Source organism: Candidatus Nitrospira nitrosa, from assembly GCF_001458735.1.
Taxonomy (GTDB): domain Bacteria; phylum Nitrospirota; class Nitrospiria; order Nitrospirales; family Nitrospiraceae; genus Nitrospira_D; species Nitrospira_D nitrosa.
The window spans coordinates 462,956-479,992 of sequence record NZ_CZQA01000008.1 but is presented as its reverse complement, the minus strand read 5'-3'; the positions used below and the strand labels follow the sequence as shown (position 1 = coordinate 479,992).

Sequence of the window (17,037 nt, the reverse complement as noted above, 5' to 3'; positions counted from 1 at the left end):
ATCGGACAGCCATTGTGACCATCCTGCAGAGAAGAGTGTAGAAGGCAGATTCATCATAATCGTCGGCGTTTTCTCCACACGATAAGCCCGGTCAGGAAGGTCATGAGCGGCAACAAGACGACCTGGATGTAAATCAACGCGCGCTCCTGTGTGGGATTGGGCGTAAAGGGATGCAGCGCCGGTTCTCGTGGTGCGATAGAGATCAAGTCCCGTTCCTCAGCCAACCAGCTGATTGTACGGAGAAAAAAGTCGCTGTTGCCGGGAAAATTGAAAAAGGCATTGGAGGCGAAGGTGGAGTTGCCGATCACCACAATGGATGGATGAGGTTTGCCTTCCTCCGGAGCCTTCTTGGGCGACAGCGCAGCTGCCATCGGAAGTGGTCCCTTGACGTCTTCTTTTTCACTCAGGCTCACCACGCGGCCTTGCATATTCGTTTCGGCCCAGCTGTTGGGCGAAGTTCTGGCGAGGGGAACAAAGTCCCAGTCTTTGCCGGTCTGCTCGTCGAAGGTGATGTGTCGTGACAGCGGTAACAGCACGGCTGAGGTGAGGTCTTGCGTGATCTCATGTTCTGTAAACGTTCTCACCAGCAGTGCGGTAAGGTCTCCCTGCGCTAACCGATCTTGGAGATCCACCAAGACGCCGGAGCCCAGGCCTAATCCCCATCGGGCGAGCAGTGCCTCGAGCCCCGTCTGGGTATCGGGATCGGCCAAGACTAACAGATGGCCACCCTTCTCAACATATGCGTGAATGCGATCCTGCTCCTCTTTTATAACGGAGCGACGTGGGCCGGCGAGAACCAATACGGACGTATGGTCCGGCACGGTAACTTCCTTCAGGAGCGAGACCGTCCCAACGTCGTACCCTTGGCGGATCAAGGCTTCCTTCGCAATGAACAAACCATTCCGGTCTTTGTCCTCGACGTTCAGCTCACTGTGGCCCTCAACGAAGACGATCCGCTTTTTTGAGTCCTTGGAGATTCGGATCAATGCGCCTGTCAGCTCGATTTCTGAGGGGGACGTCACGCGGATCGTCTGCCCGTTGCTCTCGAAGATGGCCGTGTCGGTCCGAAAGATGCCGTAGGTCTGGGCCATCTTTGGTTGCTTTTCCGGATCGATGAATTCCACGCTCAGCTTGGTCGAAGCTTGCCGATAACTCTCCAAGCGCTCTTTGAAGGCTTGATAGCCAGGGTCTTTTTCGCGTGTGAAGGCCGTGATCTTGACGTCTCGCGGGAGGGTCCGAAGCACCCGATAGGTTTGGGGCGCGAGGGTGAAGTTCTGGTTTTCCGAGAGGTCCCATCTGATGGAATGCCGTGCTGCCAGAAAATTCAGAATCACGAGAATGCTCGTGAAGAGTACGATCAGTAGAACGCTGTTCAATCCCATCTTGGTTGAGCGCCGACCGGAGAAAGCCTTGACGGCTTCAAAATGGAGCACAAAGAACGAGACCAGGCAGGCCAGTGCGAAGCCTTCTGAGATGGTCACAGCCCAGAGCCAATCCGGTCGAAGGCTGTAGGCGACCATGCCGCCGATGCCGAGCAGGATTCCGAGAATGCCGAGGGGAAAAGATTGGAGTTTCATTTCCAGCTGGTCGATTCCACGACTCGATGTGTCAAGAACAGCATGAGCACGAGACCGCTTCCGAAGTACATCAGGTCGCTCGTGTCGATCAGCCCCCGAACGAGTCGTTCGTAGTGCTCCATGTAGGACAGGTAGGAGATGAGATGACCCGCCGTGGTATCTCCGAAGAGGCTGCCTAGTCCGGCGATCAACCAAATCGTGAGCAACAGGCCGAAGCTGACGAAGGCGGCAACGATTTGGTTTTCCGTGACTGCCGATGCGAACAGGCCCACAGAAAGAAACAGCGCTCCCAGCAGCACCATGCCGAGATAGCCGGTCCAGATGGGATTCCAGTCAAAGTCGCTGAAGAGCATCAGCACGGTCGGGACCAATGTGGTAAGTCCGACCAGACCAAGATAGATGACAAATACGCTGATAAATTTGCCGACCACGATGTCGCTGACCCTCAACGGCGAGGTCAGTAAAAATTCGAACGTTCGCAATTTGCGCTCTTCTGCGAACAATCGCATCGTCAAGATAGGCAAGATGATCACGAGCACGATTCGCATGCTCGCAAAGAGATTCCGAAAGACCAGATCATTCAGGTTGATCTGCGCCGGCCCGCCTTGCATTTGCATTAACTGGATGGCTTGCGCGCCCGCGAATCCGACGTAGAGGTAGGACAGTAGCCCAAAAATCAGCAGAAAAACCGCGCCGACCACGTAGACAATGGGCGAGACAAAGTAGACGCGTAGTTCCTTGGCAATGATGGCTTGCACTGGGGTCATACGTTTCTTACCCGTCCGTCCGTGCTATCAGTCGCGGCCAGGCTCACCGTGGCCTCTGTGGTTTCGGTGGAATGGTCTTCGTGACGTGTCAGCTGGAGGAAGACGTCTTCCAAGGTCATGGATACCGTTCGGAGTTCGAGCAGCCCCCATTGGTTTGTCACGGCGACACGTGCAAGTTCGTCGCGGAGGTCACGACCTAACTCACATTCGATAAGGAAGGTGCCGCCTCCCTGTCCGGGGAGTACATGCAACACGCCAGGGATTGCCCGCAGTTTCGCCTCACAGTCCACAGGGCAGGACTTCAGGGTCAGAGAGACTTTTTCTGACTGACGGAGGCGTGCCGACAATTGCTCAGGGGTATCTTCTGCGACGATCCGACCCTTGTTGATGATGACCACGCGCTGGCAGACGGCCGTCGCCTCGGGCAGGATATGGGTGCTGAGAATGACGGAATGCGAGCCAGCGAGGCTCTTGATGAGTTCGCGGATCTCAATGATCTGTTTTGGGTCGAGGCCGACAGTCGGCTCGTCGAGAATCAGGACCGGAGGATCATGCAACAATGCCTGTGCCAATCCTACGCGCTGGCGAAACCCACGGGAGAGGTTCCCGATCAGTCGGTGCCGGACAGTACCCAGCTCAAGTCGTCCGATGGATTGGTCGAGTGCCGAGGTAAGGTTTGGTCCTGTCATGCCACGAAGTTGTCCGACGAAGGTCAGATACTCCGTGACCGTCAGTTCCTGGTAGACCGGCGGCGTTTCCGGGAGATACCCGATCTGCCGCTTCACCTCCAAGGGTTGATCAGTACAGTCGAACCCTGCTACGCGTGCCGTGCCTTCTGTCGCGGGCATGAAACCGGTCAGAATCCGCATCGTCGTCGTCTTGCCGGCCCCGTTGGGGCCAAGAAAGGCCAGCACTTCTCCCTTCGCGACAGAAAAGGTGACACGATCAATGGCCGTGTGATGGCCGTACCGCTTCGTAATGTTGTGAACGTCAATCACGAAAGTGATGTCGGTGCGAACAGCTGTGGAGAATGTGGAGCAGTACTGCTCTCAGAATAACGATCCTTACTTGTGAGGGATCTTACTCACTCCGTCCGATGCAGTCAATATGGCGACGGAATTCAGTTTGCCTGGCTTTCCTCACACGACTGGAGTAAGAAGGCATGAAGCAGGCGGTGGCCTCTCAGAATATATCCAGAAATAATGAGCGTACTGAAGTAGCACGGGCACCCCTCTCACACCTTGTAACTCGTCTCGATCACTATCAGGTGTTGAACTTATAACGTGTCTCCGCTATATAAGGGCTCTATGAATCGCCCCCTCGTCACAAATTTGCGGCGAGGTTGTTCTGTGAGCATACAATAAAGAACCTTATACGGAGGTGGGGGTGACGGGTACTCCCGTCGGTGTTGTCGAAGTGCCAGACCTTTCATACTCTGAGTCAATCGAAAATCAGAGTACGTCAGCATTCAGAGGGAGGTAGATCCAGTATGCACACGGATGGTCCCCACAATCGGCTCTTCTCGAAGAGTTCTTTTGCCTTGGCCTTGTGTTTGTCCCTGGGTGCTTGTTCCTGGGTTCCCAAAGGGGAGGTCCAGCTGGATGTCGGGATCAAGGATCGCGGGGTTGCTTCCTGGTATGGCGAACAGTTTCATGGGAGGCAGGCCGCGAACGGGGAGATCTTCGATATGGAAGGGCTGACGGCTGCGCATAGGACGATCCCGCTCGGGAGTGTGGTTCGCGTCGTCAATCTGTCGAACGGCAAACATCTCCATGTGCGAGTGACCGACCGAGGACCGTATGAAAAGGGACGGATTCTCGATCTCTCCCATGGGGCGGCCGTTCTTCTGGGAATGGAACGGGAAGGGGTTGCACATGTGCAGGTGGAGGTGGTCGGTGAGCGCCGTCCGGAGCTGCTGCTGATGGCGGAACAATTCGCTGGCACGGCGTCATGGGTTCTTACCGGTCGAATGCTTCCGGTTGATCGGACTTCGCAGGGTATGACGTCTCACGAGAGAAATTTCCCGGGCGATCTCTGGATTGCGAGGAGGAACCGGTGGGCTCTTGCCATGTTATCCGTGGTAGATCCAATCCAGATTCCGGTTGCTTCGTTAGTTCTTAGCTGAGAGCCCTGGGATTGGTCCCCTTCGGGATGCTTCGGCTTGTCTCTCTAACAGAATGTCAGCAGGTGTTCATGAAGAGGCGGAACTTTGGGGGCCGCCCTTCTTAAGTAACGCAGGCTCATTTCGGGAACACGGTGTGGGGCCCATTCCGGTTGACAGTATGTAAAGCTCTCCACTAGACTGCACACTTTCCATCAGCCGAAGACCATCATAACGAGTGAATATTAAGGGGAGGCATGATTCGATGGCCAAGAAGCGCGCGCAAGAATCGGATGAAGTGAAATTAAAGAAGAAGATTGCCACAAAGACGACCAATCACAGTAATCCGGAAGGGGATGCCGCCGTCCGCTCCTTGAAAAAGCGATTGAAGCGGGAACAGCGTAAGCGGCGGGCTCTCGCGCAGCGGAAAAAACGGGCAGCCGGCAGCAAAGCCGCCGCTTCGGCATAATCTCTCTCGCAGCAAGGTATCTTGTCAGAGGTTGACTGATTCTATGGACTCTAAGATCGACCGCTTCCCTGCAGATATCAATCCCCTCAACCAGAAAACTGGAGACGAGCCGTCCGGCGAGGCTATGGCTGAGGACGTACCGGCTGGGTCTGTTACCGTCGAGCCGCAAACGGCTGGTCCAGGCATGGTTGCGCTTGAAGAAGAGCAGGTCAAGGACGAGATCGATATCCAGATTGATCTATTGGCTGATCCTGACTGGGTGGTCCGACGAGAAGCCGTTATTACGCTAGGGGAGATGGGAGACGAGCGGTGTGTCGAACCGTTGGCCCGCGCGTTGCGTGATGGGGATTGGCAGGTTCGTGAAGTCGCCATCGAAGCGATGGGCCAAGTGGGACCTCCTGCGGTTGAGACGCTGCTCAAGCTCCTCCGTGACTGGGAGGTTCGCAAGTACGCCATCGCAGCCCTCGGAAAAATACGCGACGAGCGGGTGCTGGATCCCTTAATGCTTCAGCTGCGGAACGATGAGTTTAAGGACGATGCGATCGATGCCTTGGTCGCATTGGGTGCGCCCTCCGTCGAGAAGCTCATCCCCGCGCTTCGTGATAAAGATGAGAATGTTCGGAAATGCGCCGTCCTCGCATTGGGACGGATCAAAAGCAGCGAGGCCATCGATCCTCTCATCCAAATGCTTGGTGACAAGGACTGGTTTACACGCTTGACGGCAGCTGCGGCATTGGAGTCAATCGGCGACGATCGTGGGCGTGAGGCGATCAAACCGTTGCTCAAAGACTCCGATATGGTCGTGAAAATGCGGGTCGAGCGGATTTTGGCGAAGTGGAAGAAGCAGTCGACCTCTGAGCCCGCCAACGCCTGAGCTATTTGTTCAGCTGTTGATCCATTCGTTGTTGCAGCTCATCCAATTTCTTGAACGAGACCTGTTTTCCCGTCGTCAGTTCCAATTGAATGTCTCGCAGCGAATCGATTACGTGATGCAGCGCCGCGGTGGTGTCATCGACCGTTGCACCCTTCGCCGCGGCTTCGATCGCCGCGATCACTGCCGCGAGTTCCTTCGCTGCCTCGCTATACTTTTGGTCGATCACGTACACCTTGGCTTGTATGAAGCGAGACTTGGCTTCGACGAGCCCCTGACGGCGACGGAGATCGCGCTCGATTCCGAGCGTGGTATCCATCACGTTTTTTGACACCTCTTTCAGCGAGTGCTGGAGGTCGGAGACGGACTGCTGCAATGTACCGACGGGCCGTTGTCCAACGTAATAGCCTGCCCCGAACGCGCCGACGAGAAGCAACAAGACTGTGAGAAATTTGGCCATAGTGGTCCTGGGTTAGCGGCGCCGTTTTGATGCAGGGCGCTTGGCCAATTGCTGGAGGAGGCTGTTCGCCGCCGCAATGCGTACCGCCTCGTCGGTGTCACGTAATCCTTGTACCAAAATAGGGATGGCTCTGTCGTTGCTTTTTCGCAATGCCTTGGCCGCCGACAGTCGAGGGAGCGGCTGTTGGTCCGATAGAAGCGATTGCAATAGTGTGAGCGCCTGCTCATCCGGTGAAGCACTCAAGGCTTGGGCTGCCGCACCACGAATGGATGGATCAGGATGTCGGGCCAACTCAGCCGCCAAAGCGATGGCTGAGGCATCACCGAGGCGTAGTAATCCCTCTGCGGCATTGGCACGGACGTGTGCGTCGGGGTCGCGAGTCAGTGCCAGGAGCAGCGGTCGGGTATCCTTGATGCCGAGTCTACCCAGGCTTGCGGCTGCGACAGCGCGGATCATCGCGCTCTCGTCTCCAATGGCATGTGTCAGCGGGGGTGCGCCATCGGGGGATCCAAATTCCCCCAGCGCACCGGCCGCAAAGGCACGGACTGATGGATCGGGATCATAGACGGCTTGTGCGAGGACGGCGAGGCTTGCCGGGCGTTTGAGGCGTCCCAAGACACCCAATGCCGCCATCCGAGATTCAGCGTCCGGTAACGTTGCGGCACTGATAATCTCAGCCAGCTGTTCGGAATGGCCCAGCTTGACCAAGGCGGCGGAAGCAAAAATGGACTCAGGGCCATCCTCGGTACGAGCCACGTCAATCAATCGTTGCCGAACATCGGTGGCGGTTGCATCGCCGAGGGCGGTCATCGCAGCGATGCGGACGGTCGGCATGGCATCTCGTAACGCGCGGCGCAAGGCGCCGGATGTCACTCCGAGGCCGGCTTTCCCGATCGCCTCGGCGGCCCGTGCGCGTACGACGACGGATGAATCCAGCAATCCATCTTCCAGAATGGCCGCGGTCTCCTGTAGACCCAACTCCGCGAGGGCTGAGTATGCGGCGATCCGAACATGTTCGTTGCGGTCTCGTACGTGGCTGGTGATCATGCCGAGAGCCAAGGGGCGAAGCAGCGCCGCATCGTGCGATTGCCCAGGCTGGATCAGCTTGGAATAAATGGAGAGAGCTTCGTCTGTTCGTCCAAGGCGGACGTAGCTCTGCAAGGCGAGACGGAGGAGTTCTTTGGGAGGCGTCGCGTCCGGCGGAAGACTTCGGTAGAGCGCTATAACTTCCGGATAATCTCCCGCCTTGAAGAGGGCGGTAGCCTTCGATTCAATAGACGCAGGTGCCCCTGCGGTTGTCGCAACGACAGGTGCCCCAACAAGAAACGCAATCAGCCCAACAAGCGCAATCGCGACGGCAGCTGGCTGAGGAGACCTCGTGCGCAACGGACTCCGGTTCGATCGTTCGAACCCAATTACCACGTCGCAGGCATGCGCACAGTGGCGGCGCGGTACATCAGACTGACGTAATCTTTCAACATCCGCGTGGTGCAGAACTGAGGCGCGGTGGTGCGAATACATTCCTTCACCATTTGCAGCCAGCCACGAGGGATTCCGTCACGATCTCGCTGATAGAACAGTGGAACGACTTCTTGTTCCAGCAGGCGATAAAGCTGTTCTCCATCGTGATGATCTTGGGCCTGCGTGTCTGCCTGTTCGCTCAACGGTTGGATGCCCCAGCCATTGGCTCCGTTGTAGCCTTCAACCCACCATCCGTCCAGGACGCTCAGGTTCAACACGCCGTTCAGAGCGGCTTTCATGCCGCTGGTGCCGCTTGCTTCCAAAGGAAAGCGAGGCGTGTTCAACCAAATGTCGACGCCTTGCACGAGGTACTTTGCCATATGCATTTCGTAATCTTCAAGGAACGCGACGCGACCGCCGAGCTTATGATCGTGGCAGAACGACAGCACTTCATGGATGAAGTACCGGCCCGGCTCATCGGCTGGGTGGGCCTTGCCGGCGAAAATCAGTTGGACCGGCCGCCATCGGTCTTGGAGTAGTGCTTTGAGCCGTTCCAGATCGCGGAAAAGCAGGGTGGCGCGCTTGTAGGTTGCGAACCGCCTGGCAAACCCAATTGTCAGGGCTTCAGGGTCCATGAGCGTTCCGCGTGTGAGTACTTGTGAAGGTTGGAGATGTCCATGCATCCAGCCAGACCTGGCCCGGTCGCGGATAAAGCCCATCAGTTTCCGCTTCATCGTTTGGCGAACCGCCCAGAGTTCATGGTCGGGAACATCCATGACTCGTTGCCACATGGCGGGATCGTCGCAGGTCTGTGTCCAGGTCGGGCTGAGTGACTTGCTGTAGAGATGGTGGAGCTCCGGTGAGATCCAGGTCGGCGCATGAATACCGTTGGTGACGCTCCGGATAGGGATCTGATCAATCGGCAATCCAGGCCAGAAGTGTTGCCACATCTCGCGTGTGACGCGGCCATGCTCCCGGCTGACGCCGTTGACATGGGCGGAGAGGCGCATGACCAGTGCGGTCATATTAAATCCACCGTGCGATTCAGGAGTATCACCCAGGCGGAGAAATTCGTCGCGTGAAAGGCCAAGTTGTTCCCAGTATCCGGCAAAGTAGCGGTCCATCAAATGGTGCGGGAAGACATCATGTCCGGCAGGGACAGGTGTGTGCGTGGTGAAGACGGTACTCTGACGGACCAACTCACAGGCTTCTGCGTGAGACGAACCCTTCTGAACGAACTCGCGTACCCGCTCCAAGGTCAGAAAGGCCGAATGTCCTTCATTGGCATGCCACACGGACGGCGAGATCCCGAGCGAGCGCAACATGCGCACGCCGCCGATTCCCAGTAGGATTTCTTGGCAGATCCGCATTTCTTGATCACCGCCATAGAGCCGAGCGGAGAGGGCGCGGTCTTCCGGGCTGTTCTCTGGCACATCCGTATCGATGAGAAACAGCGTGATCCTGCCTACTAACAGCTTCCAGACGGCAGCGGTCACGCGCCGGCTTCCCATGTCGACGGTAAACCGACAGGATTCTCCGGACGGCGTCTGGGCTAACTGTATCGGCGACTCCTCGCGGTTAAAGGGTGCATAGGCAGCTTCTTGCCAGCCCTCAGGTGTAATGCGCTGACGGAAATAGCCCTGGGGGTACATGAATCCGACGCCGACAAACGGCAGTCCAAGATCGCTCGCTTCTTTACAATGGTCTCCGGCTAAGATTCCTAACCCGCCGCTATAAATCGGCACGGAGGCGTGCAGTCCAAACTCAGCCGAGAAGTAGGCGATGGTCTTCTTTGCCAAGTCGGCATGGTGCGTGCCGGCCCAACTTTTCTTATTTGCCAGATATTCATCGAACAGGCGGAAGACGGCCGAGTATTGGCGAAGAAACGAAGGATCCTCAGCCAGGCGCGTCAGCCGGTTAGGCTGAATATCGGCGAGGAGTTTGACCGGATTATGGTTGGTCAGGAACCACAGGGTTGGATCGATGGTTTCAAACAGCTGGCGAGCTTCCAGGGTCCAGCTCCACCAGAGGTTCCGTGCCAGTTCAGGCAGACGATTCAGGTTCTGAGGGAGAGAACTCTTCGTCGAATTTGGAGAATCCACAAACACTCCTTTGGTCAAGGGCGAGCAATGTGTTATGAGCGAATGATGGGCGACTGCCGGTGAGAGCTAGGCGTGTCCGGCCTTATGCCACGTGGCCCACTCTTTAGAGAATGCCACGGCGGCATACCGTTCGCCAAGGATTTTTGCGACACGGTTCAAGAGCTTGGTGAGTTGTTGAAGCTCGGACAGCGTGAGATCGTCTCGGAATCGAGGATGGAGTCCCCAGCGGGTCTCGACTTCTTCGCCCGACACACTCGACATCAAGCTGACGAGCTTGATCTCTTGGCCGGTTGATGGTTTCTGCTCGGTCGAGCGCCCGGTTGCGGGGGATTGCAGCGGTGCAGCATCCTGCGCAGGCGGAGCCTGTCCTTGGAGCACGGCGCTGAGAGCCGGGACAACGGCACTGGCGCAGAGCGACGCGGCGGCGCTGAGCTGCGCGTTGCGTGGCGCGCCGAGTGCGTCGGCCATTTTCTCGCCGAAGTCACGGAACATCTCGGTCTTGGTCTTGGAGTCTTCGGTGATCAGGAATTTGTAGTGCTCGTAAGTCTGCCGGCTTTCCGCCACGGTGGTGCCGATCGTCATCACGATTTCCATCTGATCGGCATTGTTGCCGAAGGCCGGTTCCAGCGCCTGCTTCAATTGTTGCGTCACCGCATCTTCGAGCCCGTTCATGAATTCCAGCTGATCCTTCAACGGAATGTGCAGGGCCACCAGGCGGTCGGTGAGGTTGAACATGATCTTGAGAAATTCCAGGTAGATGCCCCACTCATCCTGGCGTTTGAGCTTCAGCGCCTGTTCCGGGGCATTGCGCTTCATCATCGTGACGGATTCACCCGACACGGCAAGCATCAGTTCGGCCAACTGGCGAAGTCGGTCTTTATATTCAGTCGTCACGGTAGCCATAGGTTTTCCGAGGAGCGAGGGATTATAGCGGAGACATGCGTGGGGAGCAAAGAGGGTGATTCTACAAGTTCTTGCTCGCTCTCGACTTCAAGCGTACCATTTCTATGGGTGTAACCGATAGATTGAGAGTGGCTTCGAGAGACGAGCTCCACCCATGTTGAAACAGTATCTGCTAACCATTAGCGTCTTGCTTGATGTCCCGTACACGGGAGAAGATGAAACTGGGAAACAGGAACTTTTAGGAGGGTTCTTTCAAAATATTGCTCTTACTGCGAGTAGCACTTCTCAAGCAAGAGCTCTGGCGGACGCGGCGGTCAACGAAGGTAGCATCGACTGGGATAATTCGACTGAAGCCCAAATTAATCTCGAGACATTTGATGTTGAAATCTCAAGGCAGTGTAAAGAGCCAGGTCTGGAAGGTGTTTGGTATGTTGGCCCAAAGTTCTTGTATGAGGCTGACGAAGGTCAAGCTTAAACAAAAAAGTTAGTTGGTGTTTTGTCCATTGATTGTGCCGTGACTGCGTACTTACTTTACCAGCCTATTCCACCTGAAATGGTATCGCAAAATAGCTTCCCGTCAGAGATAGTGCAGCAGGGTCTGTAGGTTCTGCACAATTTATCGAATGCTTGTTGCAAGTTTGCTCTGCAACTGTATTGCTGCTCATCACCCCCTTCCGATAGAGTGAGCGCTGGAAGGGCAATAAGTTCCGACATGCGATTGAGCTCAGTAACAGGCACAGAGGCAGAACCTCGGGTTACAGTACTGCCGCGTGATGAGGCGCGGGAGCATCTACTCGCGATCGCGGACATTCTTGCCAAGGTGCTGGATACATCGATCAGAATTCCTGGGACATCATGGTCGATTGGATTGGACCCGTTGCTTGGACTGATTCCAGGGATCGGTGACGCCATTGCCAATCTGATCGGCACAGTTATTCTTGGCATTGCGACCCGCTTACAGATTCCACGCATCGTGCTGACCCGCATGAGTCTCAATCTGCTGATTAACGGGACAGTCGGGGCCATTCCAATCGTCGGAGATCTCTTCTCTGTCTGGTTTCGGAGCCATGCCAGAAATGCGGCGCTGTTGCGTGAGGCTGCCCAGAAGCCGGATCGTGAAACCCATGCCGATTGGTTTTATGTGGCCGGGATCATTGGCGGAACAGTGGCGCTACTGTTGCTGACAATCGCCTTCATGATCTGGCTGGTCTACAGGCTTTGGACCGTTCTGTCTGTATAAAAGGTAGGCCGAGTTATGGTATAGGACCAGTTCTTCCTGAAGACGTGAATTGCTGAAGCAGCCCTTTTCCTATTTCCATGGAACGAGACGTGAAAACCTATGTACTGAAACGGCCCACTGAGGAGACTGCGCCGCGCACGTTGTCCATCGACTACGCGGCTGCGTTGAATGCGCAACAGTTGGCCGCGGTGACGGCGGGGGATGGTCCATCGTTGGTCATTGCGGGGGCCGGCAGCGGGAAGACGCGCACGTTGGTCTATCGCGTCGCGTATCTGATTGATTCTGGAGTTGATCCTTCAAATATTCTGTTGCTGACGTTTACGCGTAAGTCTTCGCAAGAAATGTTGGAGCGGGCTGGTGAACTGATCGGGATGAGCAGTCGTCGCGTGTGTGGGGGGACGTTCCACTCCGTGGCGAATTTGCTGCTACGGCGGTACGGCCGGTCAATCGGGATCGAGCCTGGCTTCACCATTCTGGACCGTGGTGATGCGGAGGATTTGATCGCTCTGGTCCGATCGCAACTGGGGTTGAACGAAAAAGACAAGCGCTTTCCCCGGAAGGGGACGATTATGGAAATGATCAGCAAGAGCGCGAACACGTTGCGCAGCCTTGACGAGATCATTCTAGAAGAGTTCAGTCACTTCGCGGATCACTCAGAGGATCTGGGTCGGCTTCAGAAGGCCTATGAGGCGGCGAAGCGGCAGAAGCAACTGTTGGACTACGACGATCTGCTGGTCATGCTGCGACAGCTGCTCTTATTCGATGAGGCCGCTCGCACGAACATTTCACGTCAGTATCGCCATATCCTCGTGGATGAATATCAGGACACGAATCGATTGCAGGCCGAAGTCATTCGTCAGCTGGCGACGACCCATCAGAATGTGATGGTCGTCGGGGATGATTCTCAGTCCATCTATGCTTTCCGGGGTGCGACCTTCAAGAATATTATGGAATTCCCGGAGCTGTTCCCCGGCACGACGGTCTACAAGCTGGAAGAAAATTACCGTAGCACTCAACCGATCTTGAACCTGGCCAACTGCATTATCGAAGAAGCGGCCGAAAAATATACGAAGCGCCTCTTTACCAGAAAGATCGATGGGCCACTGCCGTCACTCGTGGAAGCGGCGGGAGAAAATGCGCAATCACGATTCATCTCGCAGAAGATTCTTGAGCTTCGCGAGGAAGGCGTGCCGCTGAGTGAGGTGGCTGTGCTGTTTCGTTCGAGCTTCCATTCCTTTGACTTGGAAATCGAGCTCTCTCGCAAGGAATTGCCCTTTATCAAGCGCGGCGGAATGAAGTTTATCGAGACAGCTCATGTCAAGGATTTGCTGGCGCATGTGCGAGTCGTGGCGAACCCGCTCGATACGGTCAGCTGGCATCGCGTGCTGATGTTGGTAGAAGGTGTCGGGCCAAAGAAGGCTCAGGATGTACTTGCGGCGATCGTGAAGGCCGAACAGCCGTTTGACGTGCTACGCGGGGCGAGTGGTCGTTCCGGGCAGGGGCTCAAGGCTTTGGCTAATACGCTGGAGAGTCTGGCTCGATTGGACGACCCGAAGCCTGCTGAGCAAGTTAACCATATCTACGAGTACTATCTTCCCATCCTGAAGGACCAATACGACGATTATCCGAAGCGCACGAGAGATCTCGATCATCTTCACACCATTGCTGAAGGCTATCAGGGCGTCAATGAGTTCCTAGCCGATCTGGCGCTGGAACCCCCCGACGGCAGTGCTGTGGACGTGGAAGCGCCTGATCGTGATGATGAACGGCTCGTTCTTTCGACGATCCACTCTGCGAAAGGGCTGGAATGGCAATGTGTCTTTGTGATTTGGGCGGTCGACGGCCGATTCCCATCCGCCTATTCCTTTGTAGCTGATGACGAATTGGAAGAAGAGCGGCGCCTGTTCTATGTGGCTGTCACGCGAGCCAAGCGGCATTTGTTTTTGACATACCCCATTAACGTGTATGATCGGTCAAGTGGGATGTTGCTCTCGAAGCCGTCGCGATTTCTCGATCATGTGTCTTCCGACCTTCTCGACATGCTCGCCCTTGTTGAAGAGGGCGGAGGAGATTGGGGAATGGCACAAGACCCCTATTGATGCGAGTACTCTCTGGTGCCGGTTGTCCCCCCGTGCGTATGAAATGCTTCACGATTCGATGCTTCCTGTTGTGGTGCTGTTGGTGGGTGTCGGCTGCCTCGGTAGAGGCAGGGGTCCGATCTCATGATGAGCAAGAAAATGGGAGCCGGTCCTGGGAGCGTCTTTTGGTAGAGGCGGAACGCTTACAAGTGCCGACAAAGTTTCTTCGTGCGGTCCCGCCAGACTTTATCCATTTTGAGTTCGATGAGCTTCGGACCTACGCTGCTGAGTACCATCCCGGTGAGCATCGGATGCTTCTCAACCGAACTCTGTCACTCAATGCGGCGGGGAGAGTGCTCAAGCCGCTTGGGAGGATGACGCACAAGGAGTTGGAGGTGTTCTCCCATGAACTGTTTCATGCCTATATGGATTACATCACGGTCAGAGATGTTCAGCTCGGGGAGCTCGGGCGCGATTCAGAAACACTCCTGCGTTTTGCGAAGGAACAGCAGGTTTGTCGCTATGGAGAGGTGATGATTACTCCGATCGTCCAGCGAATGGATGAAGTGGAGTCGCGCTATTTGACGGAGGCGGAATCATGGGAGGCCTTGAATGAAACGTGGGCGGTCTTTGTCGGCTGGGTGGTGTGGAATCAGCTGGAATTGCGCCAGCAGAGAGGGAAATCAACGTTTCGTGGGGGGCAAGACGCTTATCAATGGATTCCACGGTTTAAAAGGGCTTTTGAAAACGGTGAGTTTCGTGGGTACTATGTCCCAGAAGAGCCGGACGAACGACGTCTTGCGCAGAAACGGTACTTAGCTAAATCCTCACAGCTATCCCTGGAAGAAGCCATCACTATTATGGAGCAAGCATTTGGTTTTTCGAGTGATTTTGTTAAGATTGTCGACGCATCGTTCGGTCCAGCCTGGCGAGCCACCTGTGTGACTGGGAAGGATAGAGCGAACTAAAAAGGCCCGAGGTCAAATTCTCCTCTTGACATCGTATAAGTTCATCAATAGAATCCGGCATTTCGTAACCTAGCCTGTCCGAGCACTTCTAAGGAATCAATCTGTATTGAGGATTGAGGAAGGAGTTTGTGCACGGATAGGCCTATGTGTCTTTGTTGAGCGGGTTGTTATTCGCGCTACAGAGTTTGGTGTGAATCGATCAATGAAACATTGCGGGCAGGTACCCAAGTGGCCAAAGGGGGCAGACTGTAAATCTGCTGGCTTATGTCTTCCAAGGTTCGAATCCTTGCCTGCCCACCATGCAGCGCTGAGTTGATTGCAGGTATTGTGGACTGTGGGCATGCAGTTGGTAGGTGTTTTTGGGTGGGTGCTAGGTTAGGGAAGTGTGAGTATCTGGGGTGATTGTGAAGCGGGCAGTCGTGAGTGCTGAGTTCTGAGTGGTCACTGTATCAGATGTGGGACTCAGCGTTGAGCACTCAGGACTATAAGGGAAGAGGCGGGCGTAGCTCAGTGGTAGAGTTCCAGCCTTCCAAGCTGGCTGTCGTGGGTTCAAATCCCATCGCCCGCTCCAGAGAAGCCGTAAAGCGCAGAGAGTGTCGGGTGGCAGAGGGGTGCGCTTCACGAATAACGGACGACGCGAGACGAAGTCGAGGGGGCCCACGTAGCTCAGTTGGCAGAGCACGTCCTTGGTAAGGACGAGGTCACGCGTTCGATCCGCGTCGTGGGCTCCAGGCCAAGTTTGCTCGTCTTGCCGCGGTTTGAATGAGCGGCGGGTCAGCACCTTTGAGTGGTTTTAGATAAAAAGGGGTGACGTTATGGCGAAGGCGAAGTACGAGCGGAAGAAGCCGCACGTGAACATTGGGACGATCGGGCATGTGGACCATGGGAAGACGACGTTGACGGCGGCGTTGACGAAGGTGTGTGCGGATCGCGGGATGGCCAAGTATGTGCCGTATGACGAAGTGGCGAAAGCCTCGGAGAGTCAGGGGCGGCGGGATGCGACGAAGATTATGACCATCGCGATCAGTCACGTGGAATACGAGACCGACAACCGGCACTACGCCCATGTGGATTGTCCTGGCCACGCCGACTATGTGAAGAACATGATCACGGGCGCGGCGCAGATGGATGGCGCGATCTTGGTCGTGAGTGCGGCCGACGGCCCCATGCCGCAGACCCGGGAACACATTTTGTTGGCCCGGCAGGTGGGCGTGCCCTACATTGTGGTGTTTTTGAACAAGGCCGACAAAGTCGATGATAAAGAGCTCTTGGAGTTGGTGGAGCTGGAAGTGCGGGAGCTGCTCACGAAGTATGGGTTTCCGGGCGACAAGACGCCGATCGTCCATGGCAGCGCGCTCAAGGCGATGGAAGCCGACCAGGGTGAGTTGGGTGTGCCGTCCATTATGAAGTTGTTGGAGGCGGTGGATACCTATATTCCGACACCGCAGCGGCCGATTGAGAAGCCGTTCCTGATGCCGATCGAAGACGTATTTACGATCAGTGGCCGCGGGACCGTGGTGACGGGGCGCTGTGAGCGGGGCATTGTGAAGGTGGGCGACGAAATTGAGATCGTGGGACTGCGGCCGACACAGACCACCGTGGTGACGGGCGTTGAGATGTTCCGCAAGGTGTTGGATGAGGGGCAGGCGGGGGACAATATTGGCGTGCTCCTCCGAGGCACCAAGAAAGAAGATGTGGAGCGGGGGATGGTGTTGTGTAAGGCAAAGACCATCACGCCGCATACGAAGTTCAAGGCGGAGATCTATGTGCTCACGAAGGAAGAGGGTGGGCGGCATACGCCGTTCTTTAATGGGTATCGGCCACAGTTTTACTTCCGGACGACGGATGTGACGGGGGTGGTGCAGTTGAATCCGGGGGTGGAGATGGTGATGCCGGGGGACAATGTGAGTGTGACGGCGGAGTTGATCAGTCCGATTGCGATGGATCAGGGGTTGCGGTTTGCCGTGCGGGAAGGCGGCAAAACGGTCGGCTCTGGCGTCGTCACGGAAATCTTGGCCTGAAGTTGAGAGCTGTCATGTG

At 55.9% G+C, this 17,037-nt stretch carries 15 protein-coding genes and 3 tRNA genes; 11 read left to right on the top strand and 7 right to left on the bottom strand.

The window, feature by feature from the left end; genetic code table 11:
- Positions 1 to 53: 53 nt before the first annotated feature.
- From COMA1_RS11115 to COMA1_RS11105, 3 genes are read right to left on the bottom strand one after another with little or no spacing between them, the layout of a single operon-like run.
- Positions 54 to 1,577: a GldG family protein gene (locus COMA1_RS11115; RefSeq protein WP_090748354.1), complete on the bottom strand. Its 1,524-nt coding sequence runs from the start codon at positions 1,575 to 1,577 to the stop codon at positions 54 to 56.
- Positions 1,574 to 2,344: an ABC transporter permease gene (locus tag COMA1_RS11110; RefSeq protein WP_090748351.1), complete on the bottom strand. Its 771-nt coding sequence runs from the start codon at positions 2,342 to 2,344 to the stop codon at positions 1,574 to 1,576. Before COMA1_RS11110 ends, COMA1_RS11115 begins: the two co-directional genes overlap by 4 nt.
- The gene (locus COMA1_RS11105) at positions 2,341 to 3,342 is read right to left on the bottom strand and encodes an ABC transporter ATP-binding protein (RefSeq protein WP_090748348.1); all 1,002 of its coding nucleotides are present in this window, start codon (positions 3,340 to 3,342) and stop codon (positions 2,341 to 2,343) included. The genes COMA1_RS11110 and COMA1_RS11105 overlap by 4 nt, the downstream gene beginning before the upstream one ends.
- A 491-nt stretch (positions 3,343 to 3,833) precedes the next feature.
- On the opposite strand from COMA1_RS11105, the gene COMA1_RS11100 reads away from it, so the two are divergent.
- The 3 genes from COMA1_RS11100 (at position 3,834) to COMA1_RS11090 (ending at position 5,788) form a co-directional block, all read left to right on the top strand.
- Positions 3,834 to 4,469, top strand: a complete 636-nt coding sequence (locus COMA1_RS11100) for a septal ring lytic transglycosylase RlpA family protein (protein ID WP_090748345.1) — start codon at positions 3,834 to 3,836, stop codon at positions 4,467 to 4,469.
- A 241-nt stretch (positions 4,470 to 4,710) separates the two neighbouring features.
- Positions 4,711 to 4,914, top strand: a complete 204-nt coding sequence (locus tag COMA1_RS11095; RefSeq protein ID WP_090748342.1) for a hypothetical protein — start codon at positions 4,711 to 4,713, stop codon at positions 4,912 to 4,914.
- 43 nt (positions 4,915 to 4,957) lie between these two features.
- Positions 4,958 to 5,788 carry a HEAT repeat domain-containing protein gene (locus tag COMA1_RS11090; RefSeq protein WP_090748338.1) on the top strand — a complete coding sequence of 277 codons (831 nt, stop codon included), beginning with the start codon at positions 4,958 to 4,960 and terminating at the stop codon, positions 5,786 to 5,788.
- Between the two features lies 1 nt (position 5,789).
- Here COMA1_RS11090 and COMA1_RS11085 read toward each other — a convergent pair whose 3' ends face one another.
- The 4 genes from COMA1_RS11085 to COMA1_RS11070 form a co-directional block, all read right to left on the bottom strand.
- Positions 5,790 to 6,245 (bottom strand): hypothetical protein, encoded by a 456-nt coding sequence (locus COMA1_RS11085; RefSeq protein WP_090748335.1) that lies wholly within the window; start codon positions 6,243 to 6,245, stop codon positions 5,790 to 5,792.
- Between the two features lie 12 nt (positions 6,246 to 6,257).
- On the bottom strand, positions 6,258 to 7,631 hold the full coding sequence (locus COMA1_RS11080; protein WP_176697999.1) for a HEAT repeat domain-containing protein: 1,374 nt from the start codon (positions 7,629 to 7,631) through the stop codon (positions 6,258 to 6,260).
- A gap of 29 nt (positions 7,632 to 7,660) precedes the next feature.
- Positions 7,661 to 9,808, bottom strand: a complete 2,148-nt coding sequence (gene glgP / locus COMA1_RS11075) for an alpha-glucan family phosphorylase (protein ID WP_245631006.1) — start codon at positions 9,806 to 9,808, stop codon at positions 7,661 to 7,663.
- 66 nt (positions 9,809 to 9,874) lie between these two features.
- The gene (locus COMA1_RS11070) at positions 9,875 to 10,669 is read right to left on the bottom strand and encodes a hypothetical protein (RefSeq protein ID WP_141654305.1); all 795 of its coding nucleotides are present in this window, start codon (positions 10,667 to 10,669) and stop codon (positions 9,875 to 9,877) included.
- A gap of 196 nt (positions 10,670 to 10,865) precedes the next feature.
- Between COMA1_RS11070 and COMA1_RS11065 the strand changes: the two genes are divergently transcribed.
- From COMA1_RS11065 to tuf, 8 genes are all read left to right on the top strand, one after another.
- Positions 10,866 to 11,186 carry a hypothetical protein gene (locus COMA1_RS11065; RefSeq protein ID WP_090748325.1) on the top strand — a complete coding sequence of 107 codons (321 nt, stop codon included), beginning with the start codon at positions 10,866 to 10,868 and terminating at the stop codon, positions 11,184 to 11,186.
- A gap of 237 nt (positions 11,187 to 11,423) precedes the next feature.
- Positions 11,424 to 11,951, top strand: coding sequence for a DUF4112 domain-containing protein (locus COMA1_RS11060; protein WP_090748322.1), 528 nt, complete (start codon positions 11,424 to 11,426; stop codon positions 11,949 to 11,951).
- Positions 11,952 to 12,040: 89 nt separating this feature from the next.
- Positions 12,041 to 14,050, top strand: coding sequence for an ATP-dependent helicase (locus tag COMA1_RS11055; protein ID WP_245631004.1), 2,010 nt, complete (start codon positions 12,041 to 12,043; stop codon positions 14,048 to 14,050).
- Positions 14,050 to 14,997 (top strand): hypothetical protein, encoded by a 948-nt coding sequence (locus COMA1_RS11050; protein WP_090748317.1) that lies wholly within the window; start codon positions 14,050 to 14,052, stop codon positions 14,995 to 14,997. The genes COMA1_RS11055 and COMA1_RS11050 overlap by 1 nt, the downstream gene beginning before the upstream one ends.
- Positions 14,998 to 15,211: 214 nt before the next feature.
- Positions 15,212 to 15,297, top strand: a tRNA-Tyr gene (locus COMA1_RS11045).
- Between the two features lie 196 nt (positions 15,298 to 15,493).
- Positions 15,494 to 15,568, top strand: a tRNA-Gly gene (locus COMA1_RS11040).
- 84 nt (positions 15,569 to 15,652) lie between these two features.
- Positions 15,653 to 15,728 (top strand) — tRNA-Thr (locus COMA1_RS11035).
- 84 nt (positions 15,729 to 15,812) lie between these two features.
- Positions 15,813 to 17,018 carry an elongation factor Tu gene (gene tuf, locus COMA1_RS11030; protein ID WP_090748282.1) on the top strand — a complete coding sequence of 402 codons (1,206 nt, stop codon included), beginning with the start codon at positions 15,813 to 15,815 and terminating at the stop codon, positions 17,016 to 17,018.
- The last annotated feature ends 19 nt before the right edge of the window (positions 17,019 to 17,037 follow it).